The sequence below is a fragment of the Arthrobacter sp. 9V genome (assembly GCF_902506065.1).
Classification (GTDB): domain Bacteria; phylum Actinomycetota; class Actinomycetes; order Actinomycetales; family Micrococcaceae; genus Arthrobacter.
In genome coordinates this window covers 2,645,484-2,657,473 of record NZ_LR732912.1, presented here as the reverse complement: position 1 = coordinate 2,657,473, position 11,990 = coordinate 2,645,484, and the positions used below count along the sequence as shown (strand labels likewise).

At 60.5% G+C, this 11,990-nt stretch carries 8 protein-coding genes; 2 read left to right on the top strand and 6 right to left on the bottom strand.

Features of this window, described 5'->3' with window-relative positions:
• Nucleotides 1-242 precede the first annotated feature (242 nt).
• Nucleotides 243-1,322, bottom strand: coding sequence for a LacI family DNA-binding transcriptional regulator (locus BACI9J_RS12265; protein ID WP_159734632.1), 1,080 nt, complete (start codon nt 1,320-1,322; stop codon nt 243-245).
• Between the two features lie 20 nt (nt 1,323-1,342).
• Between BACI9J_RS12265 and BACI9J_RS12260 the strand changes: the two genes are divergently transcribed.
• Together BACI9J_RS12260 and BACI9J_RS12255 are read left to right on the top strand one after the other, a co-directional pair.
• Complete coding sequence (locus tag BACI9J_RS12260) at nt 1,343-2,677, top strand: MFS transporter (protein WP_328699798.1); 1,335 nt, start codon at nt 1,343-1,345, stop codon at nt 2,675-2,677.
• A gap of 49 nt (nt 2,678-2,726) precedes the next feature.
• Nucleotides 2,727-3,695: an alpha/beta hydrolase gene (locus BACI9J_RS12255; protein WP_159734630.1), complete on the top strand. Its 969-nt coding sequence runs from the start codon at nt 2,727-2,729 to the stop codon at nt 3,693-3,695.
• A 191-nt stretch (nt 3,696-3,886) separates the two neighbouring features.
• On the opposite strand, the gene BACI9J_RS12250 is transcribed toward BACI9J_RS12255, so the two are convergent.
• The 5 genes from BACI9J_RS12250 to BACI9J_RS12230 form a co-directional block, all read right to left on the bottom strand.
• Nucleotides 3,887-4,162: a hypothetical protein gene (locus BACI9J_RS12250; RefSeq protein WP_159734629.1), complete on the bottom strand. Its 276-nt coding sequence runs from the start codon at nt 4,160-4,162 to the stop codon at nt 3,887-3,889.
• 917 nt (nt 4,163-5,079) lie between these two features.
• A complete protein-coding gene (locus tag BACI9J_RS12245) occupies nt 5,080-5,508 on the bottom strand; it encodes a MarR family winged helix-turn-helix transcriptional regulator (protein ID WP_236558852.1) in 429 nt (142 codons plus the stop codon).
• Between the two features lie 316 nt (nt 5,509-5,824).
• Nucleotides 5,825-8,071, bottom strand: a complete 2,247-nt coding sequence (locus BACI9J_RS12240; RefSeq protein WP_159734628.1) for a glycoside hydrolase family 3 C-terminal domain-containing protein — start codon at nt 8,069-8,071, stop codon at nt 5,825-5,827.
• A 66-nt stretch (nt 8,072-8,137) separates the two neighbouring features.
• Entirely contained in the window at nt 8,138-10,657 is a 2,520-nt protein-coding gene (locus BACI9J_RS12235) for a glycoside hydrolase family 78 protein (RefSeq protein WP_159734627.1), read from the bottom strand.
• Complete coding sequence (locus tag BACI9J_RS12230) at nt 10,654-11,931, bottom strand: MFS transporter (RefSeq protein WP_159734626.1); 1,278 nt, start codon at nt 11,929-11,931, stop codon at nt 10,654-10,656. The genes BACI9J_RS12235 and BACI9J_RS12230 overlap by 4 nt, the downstream gene beginning before the upstream one ends.
• Nucleotides 11,932-11,990: the final 59 nt, after the last annotated feature.

The window sequence follows — 11,990 nt, the reverse complement described above, 5'->3', positions numbered from 1 at the left end:
TTCGTCCCAAAGGTTGAGATCTTGATACACCACATTCTAGATACAACCTGCCGGGTGCCGAACCGTTCAATTGCACAAATTACCAAGAGATTTTGTATGAAAATACTAAAGTTCCCGTGTTGGCGGAATTTAGCATTCCCTTCCAACTAACGCCCTCAAGTCACGCCAAGGTTCAGGGCTGAGGCTGTAGCCCCGACCGTCGATAGAACGCGCGCCTCCTGCACGCAGGTCGGACCAGTCGCCTACTGAGACGGTCCGGCTGTCGATAGCCGGGTGAAAACTTCAACTACAGCGGGCCCTTCACTGACGTCGTTTTTGGCGTGTCCGAGGACGTCGGCGATACGGGCTGCAATTTGGTTAGCTTCCGAGGGCAAATTGAACTTGACACTGCTGATGGTTGGGCGTGCGAGTGCCGCGACGGGACTGTTATCGCCGCCTACGACGCCTAGCCGATGAGGAACCTGGATCTGCCGGGAAGCCGCTGCGCTGATGATGCCCAGAGCGGTCAGATCGTTCCACGCGGCGATTCCGAGCGGTTCAGTTGACGTGCTGATCCAAGCTTGCAAGGTCTCGGAGATGCTTTCTAGATCTTGGGGGACGGTGGCTGACATCGCACCCGCGACACCGCGGATCGAGCAAATGTCATGAAACGCTGCGACGCGTGCTGTCGTGAAGGCACGTCCGCGCGGCTCCTCGGTTGCAAGGTAAGCGACGCGGGTATAGCCCTGTCCGAGCAGATGATCGACCTGGGCGGCCACTATGGTGTCCTGCCCGATCGCCGTGTTGTGCGGCAGTCCGGGGTGGTCTAGCAGCCGTGCAGCTACTTCAGGCACACCGCCGGACTCGAGCGCCTGCGCATCGTCAGTGGTTAGCGGGTCAAATGTAACGACGCATGCACAAGAAATGCGAGAGAGCAGCTTGTGCAGCGAACCTTGCCAGTGCTCACCTTCGTAGCGGATGCACACCAGCCCATATTCGGCGACCAGACGGCCGATCTCTTCCAGTAAGAGCTCTAGCTGACCGGAAATTTCCCAATCGGGGACGAGTAGGAGCACCACATCCCCGCGGCCGCTGCGGAGTGCCCTGGCGGCGGGCGAGCCAACATAGCCGAGCCTACGCGCGGTATCCATCACGCGCTGACGTGTTGACTCGCTGACTCGTACGTCCCTGCGGTCGTTCAAGACGTAACTAACAGTCGCACGCGAAACGCCGGCTTCCTTGGCTACATCGCTCACGGTCAAAGGTATGGAACTCATTTCTACCTCCAGTTGCTTGACGCGATTAACCTTAGCGCATATTTTGGTATTGACCGTGGTTGACACGATTAATCAAGGAGGATTACATGTCCAGCACTCAAACCCCAGACTCGAGCGGTACGCCAGTTGGGACAGCCTTTCCCATGACGGGGTATAAGCACCCTTGGCGGGTCGCTATCATAGCTGGCTTGGCTTCCTATGTTGATGGCGCAGCGTTGACGGTCAATGGCATCGCTTTGGTGATTTACCAGCAAACGATCGGGCTCACTGCCGATCAAGTGGGTCTGCTCACGGCAGTCGTGACTGTGGGATTGGCTCTCGGAGCGCTGGTCGGCGGCCGCCTGGGTGATCTCTTTGGCCGCCGCAAGGTCTTTATAGTGACCATGGTGGTCATCGCCGTCGGCAGCTTGGCGCCGACCTTTTCTACGGACTTCACGGTCCTACTCGTCGGCATCGCCCTGCTGGGCCTGGGCGTCGGTGCGGACCTGCCCGTGTCGCTGGCAACGATTGCCGAGGCTGCAACCGAGAAAAACCGCGGCAAGATGCTCGTCTTTACACAGGTCATGTGGATTGCTGCGTCCCTAACCGTTGTCATCATCACCACAGTGACCGGTGGTTTGGGACGGATGAGCGGTCAGATACTGTATGGTCTGATCGTTGTCGTAGCCCTTATCGGGTTGGGGCTACGACTCACCGTACCGGAATCTCCGATGTGGTTGCAGTCCCGCGAGGAACGCCGCCGGGGCATCCACACCGTCCGTGCTGAAAAAGCCCGCGTCCGTGACCTGCTGCAGCCTCCATTCCGCCGCCCGTTCATTGTCCTGTCAGTGTTCTACGCTCTGGTGCTGTCCGCCAGCACTGTTCTGGGCTCTTTCACTACTTATGTGGCAGTCAACGTCGCGGGCCTGCAAATCACCGAGGTCGTGCCCTACACGATCCTGCTGTTCCCTCTGGCGTTCATCGCGTTGTTCCTCTTCATGAAATACGTTGACACCAGTATGCGGATCCCGCTGTTCCTCGTCGGCGGTCTCGTCACAGTCCTCGGTCTTCTGCTCCCTGTGTTTTTTGGCTTCACTCTGGTCACTATCCTCGGCGCTCTCCTGATCGGCTCAATCGGGCAAACCAGTTGCGGCGAACCCATTGCCAGGGTCTGGGGAAACGAATCGTTCCCCACCATGCTGCGTTCCACTGCCCAAGGTTTCGTCTTCACCTTTGGTCGTCTTACGGCCGCTGCAACCGCCGCCGTCATTCCCGCCGTCATCGCGTTCTCCCCGGGCCTGATTTACACAGTCTCCGCCATCGCTGCTCTCCTGGGCGTCGTGGTTGGGTGGATTGGATTCCGCGGAGGCCGCATAGCCAACGAGTTCCAGCACGAGCAGAAACCCGATTCCGAGTATGCAAGCCGCACCACTGCTCTATAGCCGTCCCGACCAGCTCTTCACATCCCGTCCCTAAGAAAGCGACACTGACATGCCAGTTATTCCTGCACTCAAAGCCCTCCTTGACGCCCTGCCCGCCAACGGTCTTACAGATCTGATCGACCTCCCTTCCTTGCGGGAGGCCGGGCTCGAAGGGTCCAATGCTCTGGCAGCAACCGTTGCTGAGGAACCCCTTGACGTAGCCTCGGTAGACACTGCAATGGTTCCGGTCGATGGTGGTGAAATCAAGGTCCGCATCTACCAGCCCACCGCCCCGGGACCGCACCCTGTCCACGTCTTCTACCACGGTGGAGGCTGGATGGCAGGCACCATAGAGGAAGCCTTCGTAGACAATGTGTGCCGGGAGCGGACCGCTCTGGCCGGGTACGTCACCGTCGCCGTCGAGTATCGCTTGGCTCCAGAGTTTAAGTTCCCAATCCCTCTGGAGGACTCATACGCAGCGCTGCTGTGGGCCGTCGCGCACGCCGCCGATTATGACGGCGACCCAGGAAACGTCACGATCGGCGGCGGCTCCGCAGGCGGAAACCTCTCGGCTGCCATTGCACTGAAAGCCCGAGACGAGAATGGGCCCAAAATCAGCTTCCAAATACTCGAGGTCCCGGCCCTCGACCTAACGTTATCCAGTCCCAGCGTCGAACAGTACAGCGGAGGCCAGTATCCGTTGCCGAAGGCAGAAATCGACCTGTGCGTCGGAGGGTACCTGCGATCACCCGAGGATACGACCAATCCCTACGTTTCGCCGCTTTTGGCTGACGACGTCTCCGGGCTCCCGCCCGCGCTTATTATCAGTTCAGAATTCGACCCTCTGCAGATGGACGGCTCCCGCTACGCACAGCGGCTTCGGGACGCGGGGGTACCTGTGACCTTCTTCCTCGGGGAAGGCCACGTTCACGGTTCTTCCCAGTTCACCAAGCTCCTCCCCGAAGCAGCCGCCTGGCGCGACCAAGTCATCGGCGCACTGAAAGCGCATGCTGCTGACCACCGCAGCGTAAACACGTGAGCGGCCCCTCCACGATCAGGATCAGTCGCCATGCTCGCCTTTGGCGACCGGTGGATCTGAGACTTCTGGCACATCCGTGAAAACGAAGTCCATGACCTGTACTACCTGCAGACCCCTAAATCATCTGACCGAGCCCTCGACCGCAGTGGCCTTTCACGTTAGGGGAACACAGTGGCAATTATGCCTGATCTTCAACCCAGTCCTGCGTAATTAGAGATGCCGGTTACCCTCATTCGCGGGGACGGGGCACGAGAAAGCCCCACCGCGTAGGACGACTTCGCCGGCATCATCACCCGCATCGCCGTGATAAAGCCGACTGAAACCTGATAAGAAGGTCCATACTCGGCAACTTCGAACCCGGCTGCGGGCGTGTGGGTGATGGCGTTGTCATTGAACATGTCAGAGCGTTGGGGGATCGCAGGGCTGGCCGCACGGTCCTTGTAGGCAACTTGGTCATTGTTATTCACGCCGTGGAGGCGGCTCCGGCTGGTCCTGGACCAAACTACTCGCAGTGTCGTATTTTTTGTCAACAACGTTCTAAGGACCATTAGCCTGTCGTCGCCCTCCGACCCAAGACAGTTGGACCTGGATCTGCCCGTTGCTACTTTCCGGCCAGAGTCTGGCACCCATGGCCAGGAACGTCCGCCGTCCGCTTGCCCGCCGCGCTGGGATTCGCTCCTTCACCCAGGATGGGGTGAATTTGCACTGAGCGATTTGATTCCCAGCGTTAGCAACCTCGCCTTCCAGCGGCCGCGCTGGGAACCGGGACCTGCGTTCGTCTACCACGGACTCTCAGTGGGATTCATAGCCGAAGAAATCCCGCGGCCGCGCTTCGGGCGAACGTCCCCAACGGAGCATTCCAGATGACATTGCAAAGCCGCGGCTGCGCATGACGTATTGGGACAGCTAAGAACGACCCAGCTCGTGCACAGGTACGGCAAGTGCCGCCCCGGCTCGCAGCATCCCTTATCTCCGCACAAATCACTGCCATTGTTCGACAGGCTCTGCTGGCGGACAGCGAGCACTTCGAGGCTCCTCGGCGCTAAGGGCCCGACCACGAACATGGCCACCCGCGCCCCGACCGGCCCTTTTTCTTCCGCGCCGCCTTTTGCCCAGTGGACGGTGTCCGCCTACCCAACTCGTTCTCCGTTACCCCAGCCACTAAGTCGCTCTCCCACGGCAAGCCCTTCGTCGACGCCGAAAAGGGACACCTGTGACAACCGAATTGATGTCTAATTCCACACGGGGTTACCTGCCGATCAAAGACATACTGGGTGGGCACTCCCATGCTGAAAACTAACTATTCTCGCAGCGTCGATCGCCGGGTCACGGACGCAGGAGGATACGGCGCCGAGACTTACAGCGATCTTCCGATTTGGAGCTGTCATGGGTCCTGTAAGCCATTGTTCCTCAGGAACTTGCCCAGCAAACTAGCCAACTCCAACCTCTCAGACACCGTCAAACCATGAAGCATCTTCTGGAGATTCGCCTCGTGGTGCACAACCAATACATCCACCAGCGCGACGCCCTCCTGCGTAAGACTTATCAACTGTTGCCGACGGTTCTCGGGGTCGGTCTCCCGACGTATCAACCCGCGTACGAAAAGGCGATTTAGCCGGTTCGTCATGGCTGAGGGGCTGACCATGCACAAGCTTGCCAAGCTCCCAGGTGAAAGCGGTGACTTCGCGACCGATCCCCGTAGCGCTAGCAGAACGTCAAACTCCCATGTTTCCAGGCCCTGTGGCCTCAGGTCTTTTTGCACGCCCAACGAGGACAAGCGAGAGGCCCTGCTGAGTCGGTCGATAACTTCCATTGAACTTGCATCGAGGTCGGGGCGGATACTCTTCCACTGCTCGAGAATCATGTCGATAGTGTCTCGGTCCATCGGCTCCCTGTCGCAATCACGGACTTTGTATACCCTGCGCCTACCCAATGTTTTGATGGAATCATTCAAGCCGTCCATGGAAACGATATATCGGGCCACGGGGACCGACGGTTGGAACTCTGGAAACAAGCGCCTCGGCGGAGTTCTCGCATCTATCCACTAGAGTCCCACTAATTCCGGTCCGAGAACAAACATTTCCCGTCAGCAAGTCACCGGTTTGAAAAGCTATGAGATCTCTCTGAAACTAGGCGCTCTCGACTGCAGACAAAAGATTGGCGAGGGCTTCATCAACGTCGAACTCAACAGCGTTGGCTTGCTGGGCGAATCCAAGGATGGTGCGCAGCGGCATGGAACCAAAGATGGGAAGCGATTCTTCGTTGGTGAGTGCGTCCGCCGACTGTCCCATGCGGATCATCGCCTGCTTCAAAACTGTAAGGCCGGCGGGGTGGCTAGCCCATTCTTGGAGTGTCGACTCTGTGTCGAGGATCGTCGATTGTTGTGGCACGTTCAGCGTGAGGACTTCGGCCAGCGGAAGATCGCGGGAGTTCGGTCCGGCGTGGATCGTGAATGTGCCGGGTTCGACGGTCCAACCGGCGGTTCCCCAGAAGGCGAACGCGCGTTCGTCCAGTTCGACGAGCAGGTTCTTTACCTCGCCGGGCTCGAGCCATACTTTCGTGAAGCCTTTGAGTTCTCTGCGAGGTCGGCTGACGGAAGCCTCGTTGTCGGTGACGTAGACCTGGACCACTTCGGCTCCGGCCCGGTTGCCGGCGTTCGTTACTGAGATCTCGACGGAGGCTTGGGCTTTTGTGTTGTCGGGAACAGTCACGGTCATGCTGATGCAGTTGAACGTGGTATAGCTGAGGCCGTAGCCGAAGGGGAACGCGACGTCCTGCTCCGTGTGGTCGTACCAGCGGTAACCGACGTAGAGGCCCTCTCCGTACCTGACGACGCCGTTTTCGCCGGGCCAGTTCACGAAGGCCGGGGTTTGGGCCAGTGAGTGCGGGATTGTCTCGGCGAGGCGCCCGCCAGGCTGCGCTGTTCCGAAAATAAGGTCCGCGGCGGCGGTCCCGGAGGCTTGACCTCCAAGCCACATTTCCAGGATGGAGGGCGCGGTTCCGATTATTCCCTGAAGGCTGACGGCACCGCCGTTGCTGAGGATGACCACGATATTCCGGTTGACGCGTGCGATTGCATCCAGCAGGTTCCGCTGGGTTTCCGGCAGCAGGATATGCGAGCGGTCGAAACCTTCTGATTCATTTTGTGGCGGCAGCCCGAGGAACATCACCACCACGCTGGACCGGGCTGCGAGAGCGATGGCCTCTGCGTGAAGTTGTTCGTTGCGGTCGCCGTCAAAGGTGAAGCCTGCCGCGAACTCAACCGTTCTGGTTGTTGCTGCCTGGATTGCTGTCAGTGCGTCATCAAGGCGGGTGGGGTTTACGTGTGAGCTTCCGGCGCCTTGGTAACGGGGTGTTCGTGCGAATTCACCGATGACGGCGATCGTGTCGCCTTCGGCGGCGGACAGCGGAAGCAGGTGTCCCTCGTTGGACAAGAGAACGGTGCCTTCCGCGGCGATTCTGCCTGCGAGGGCGTGGTGTGCGTCGAAGTCGACGACAGGGGCGGAAGTGCGGGTACTGAGGAGGTTTTCGTGAACGGTGAGGATTCGGGAAACGGCCAAATCCAGAAGAGACTCGTCCAGTACCCCGGAGTTTACCGCTTCAATGATTGCGTTGACGCTGCGATCCCCGGTGCTGGGCATTTCGAGATCGAGGCCTGCGGCGACGGCGGCTACCGGGTCACCAACGGCTCCCCAGTCAGAGACGACGTATCCGTTGAAGCCCCACTCCTTGCGGAGCATGTCAGTGAGCAGCCACGAGTTCTGTGATGCGTGTAAGCCATTGACTTTGTTGTAGGAGCACATCACGGTTGTCGGAGCTGCTTCACGGATAATGCGTTCGAACGCGGGGAAGTAGATCTCGCGGAGGGTACGTTCGTCGACCTGGGCGTCGATCCGCATCCGATCGGTTTCCTGGTTGTTGGCCGCGAAGTGTTTGAGCGAGGTGCCGACGCCTTGGGACTGCACTCCCCGCACGAACGCGGCCCCCATGACCCCGGCGTGGAAAGGGTCTTCGGAGAAGTATTCAAAGTTGCGGCCGCATAGGGGTGAACGTTTGATGTTTACGCCCGGGCCCAGGAGGATGTCGACGCCGAGGGCGCGACTTTCGTGCGCAAGGGCTTCACCCATTTCTGCGAGGAGTTCCGGATTCCACGTGGAGCCGGTCGAGCTGGCCGTGGGGAAGCATGTGGCTGGTTCGCTGGCATTCAGGCCCAAGTGGTCGGCGGACTGCCGCTGCATCCGGACTCCGTGTGGGCCGTCCGTCATGGTGACAGCAGGAATGCTCAGCCGTTCAACCGGGCGGGTGCTCCAGAACGCGGCACCGGAAACGAGCCCAGCCTTTTCTTCGAGTGTCATCTCCGCGATGAGCTGGTGCATGGTAACTCCTTCTTGCAGGCATCGCCTTAAGGGGATGGCCCGGTTGAAATTAATCGTTGTTGTGTATCAGATGCCTGTTGTTGACAGCGCGTTTTTGAGGTCGTTCTCGAGTTCGGTCGAGACGCCGGGGACGTGTTCGAGGAGTATGTTCAGGGACATTGCGGCAGCTTCGGGGGCGGAGGCATCGAGTGGAATGCCGGGGAAGTACCGCTGCAGTACGGTCATGACGGCCTGCCACGTTGCCTCGTTTTTGGCCAGGTCCCTGATGGGAGAATCCATAGTCACCTCGGTGAGGGCCCCGTATTCGGAGGGTGCCGGGTATCGCCAGCTGTGACGGCCCTCGTCAACGGTGAGTTCTCCCTCATGAGGATGGAAGGGGAGTACGACGTCGGCTTGAGTGCCCTGCGGAATGGTGGCCTCCACGCAGATTTCGCCGCCCTGGATCTCCCAAGATACTTCGATCCGTCCGTGCTGTGTGTCGTGTGCGGCGCGGGCCCGGGTGAGCCCTCCGCCGGGCTGCGGGGCGATGCGGATCCGTTTGTATCCGGGTTCGGTGCGTTGCAGCCCGCCCACAACCCTGTGCAGCCAGTCGGCCACGGCGCCTAGCGCGTAGTGGTTCAGGGAGGTCATTCCAGTGGCGTTGATGGTTCCGTCGGGGAGGACGGAGTCCCATCGTTCCCAAATGGTGGTGGCTCCCATAGTTACGGGGTACAGGAAGGAAGGGCAGTCTTCTTCGAGGAGGAGCCGGTAGGCGGTATCGGTGTGCCCGGTGGTGCTGAGCGCGTCGGTGACAAGGGGTGTTCCCGCGAACCCGGTTGATATCCGGTATCCGCGTTGGGCGACGATTTCTGCCAGGCGGCTGCCCGCCTTGTGTAGCTGGTCAGTATCGAGGATGTCGAAGGTGATGGCGAGGGCGTAGGCCGTCGCGGTCTCGGTGACCAGGCGGCCGGCGGAGGTGACGTATTCATGTCGGAATGCATTGCGCACACGCGTGGCCAGGGCGAAGAATTCGGCTGCGTCCTGGTCGTGGCCCAGCAGTTGCGCGGTGGCGGCCATTTCGCGGGTCGATTTGCAGAGGAACGCTGCAGCGACCAGGTGGCGGTCGGTCTTCGCTGCGGCTGGGTTGCTTATTGGGGCGTCGGGGTCCAGCCAATCACCAAACTGGAACCCTGAGCTCCACAGTCCTGCTTCATCGAGCAACGCCGCTACTTGTCGGATGAAGGTGGTCATCGATGAGTAGCTGCTGCGGAGGATGTCGGGGTCGCCGTACTCCTGGTAGAGCGTCCACGGAAGGCTGACTGCGACGTCGCTCCATAAAGCGGTAGGTGTGGATGGCTGGGACAGTGCGTCGGGGACCACCCAGGGGACATAGCCTTTTTCCCGTTGTTCCGCGGCCAGGTCCTGAAGCCAGGAACCGAGCACTCCGCGAACGTCGTAGAGATATGCTGCTGTGGGGGCGAACGCGTTGATGTCACCGGTCCACCCAAGTCTCTCGTCCCGCTGGGGACAGTCCGTCGGCACGCCAACGAAGTTGTCCCGCATGGACCAGATGACGTTGGAGTGCAGCTGGTTCACCAGGGGGTTCGAGGTTTCGAACCAGCCGGTGCGGACCATGTCACTGTGGACGACGACGGCGCTGATGGCATCAGCGGTTAGCTCACCGGGCCATCCGTCGAGTTGGGCGTAACGGAAACCGTGGAACGTGAAGCGCGGTTCCCACGTCTCGGTTGAACCGCCGCGCAGGATGTACCGGTCGGTCGCCTCGGCCGTGCGGTTCGTTTCGGTTTCGAGCTCGCCGCCGGGAGTGAGGATCTCCGCGTGGCGGATCGTGACCTCACGTCCTGCCTCGCCGTCGACGGTGAGTCGCACCCAACCGGAGATGTTTTGGCCGAAGTCAACAATGACTTTCCCGGAGGGGCTGGTCAGGATCGCCGCGGGAGCGAGTTCTTCGATGCGACGGATCGGCGGGGCCGTCGGGATCGCAAGGGTGTTGAGGTCCCAAGCAACAGTGCGAGCATGGGTCCACGCGGTGTCATCGAAACCGGGTTCGCTCCACCCGGCCGGTTCCAGTTGCGCGTCGTAGGTCTCGCCGTCGTAGATGCTGTTCGCCAGCACCGCTCCGGTGCCAACGCGGAAGGCCTCGTCGGTGCCGATAACCACTGTGTGGTCGCCGTAGTCCAGCTCAAGTTCAAGGAACAGCGCTGGCTGCTCGGCATAAAGTTGGCGTTGCCATTCCCATCCGAGCCGCCCCACGGCCCAGCCCTCGCCCACGATCGCACCTACTGTGTTAGGCCCGGGGTGGATTTCGGGGGTGACGTCGATGGTCGTGACCATCACGCGGTGGCGGTAGGAAGTCCACCCAGGGGAGAGCATTTCCTCTCCTACCCGGGAGCCGTTGAGGTAGGGCTCAACGATTCCTAATGCGGTCACCGAAAGTGTTGCTCGTACCAACCCTTCCTCAGCCATGAACTCACGGCGAAAGTACGGCGCCTGATTGGGCAGGGTGGCAGGCGCGCAAATGAACGCACCGTCTCCGCGCCTGGTGAATTGCGGGGTGGACGTCTCGGCTAGTGCGGTGGTGCTCATGCGACGGGGACCACGTCTTTCTGTGCTTCGGTATCGAATTCGTCGTGACGGTCGCGGGTCCGGAACACCTTCCACGCGATCCCGCAGCCGGCGGCGATGACAATCGCCAGGAACAGGTAGAAGAGGTTCGGGCTCAGGGCCACCAGCAGTGGAGTAACGGTGGCCAGGAGAGCGGCGAACAGTCGTGCGACGGCGATGATGGTGCCCTGGGCGGTGGTGCGCAGCAGGGTGGGGAACTGCTCCTGGGTCCAGACCTTCATGATTCCCTCGGAAGCGAAGGAACTGCCCACAAGTCCTATGAGGCCGGCAATGATCGCCGTCGTCAGGCTGATGCCGAAGACGACGTAGACCAACTGGGAGGCAACCCAGCAGATAGCACCAACTTTGAAGTAGGTGAACCGCTTGGAGGAGTCAGCGATCTTCATGAACCAGAGTGCACCGACGATGCCCAGAGGAATGAAAGGCAGGCCGATCAGAGTCGCGGTTTGCAGGTCTACGCCGCCAGCGTTGACCAGCAGGTAGGAGCCGAACTGGCCGCCGGTGTTCGCGGCGAGGTTAGTGAGAGCGTAGAAGCCAAGCAGTGCCAGGAACGGGGTGCGGTAGGAGCCCCGCAGCAGGTCCTTGACCGAAGCACGGTCCGCACGGACGGTCTTGATGCCCCGGCGGCGTTCATCGCGGGCGATCAGCCAGGTGCTGGACTCGGGGATGGTCAACCGGCCGATCAGGACTAGTACGGCCACGATGGCGATGTGGAAGAACAGGATCTGCGCGCCTAGTTTTCCCAGGCTGGCGACGCCTGCGCTGAGGAAGGAACACGCGATGATGCCCGCTGCCCACAACAAATGGGAAAACCCGATGAGCTTCCCGCGGTTCTCATCCGATGCTGCCTCGGAAATCGTGGACAACGACACCGGCAGGTCCGCTCCGGTACCAAGACCCAGAAGAAGAGCCGCAGTCATGATCACAGGGAAAGAACCAGCGAACGCAAGAGCCAGCGCAGCCGCGATGATGAGGACCATCGTGACGGTGAAGACCGGTCTGCGTCCGAAACGGTCACCCATCCGTCCGCCGATGATGGCGCCGAACGCAATGCCGAGCGTAAGACCGCCGGAGGCCAGACCGATCTCGCCCGGGGTCAGGCCCAGGACGGCTTGGTAGAGGACCATGGCGGTTCCGAAGCTAACGATCGCGGCAGCATCGATGTACGAAGCCATTCCCGAAACAACCGCTGTCCACCAGGGGCGGGTAGCGCGACCCGAAGTGAGTTGAGGCACGAGCTTCTCTTTTGAAGATGAGGGATCGGAAGACCGATATGCGCCGCGTCATTGAAACG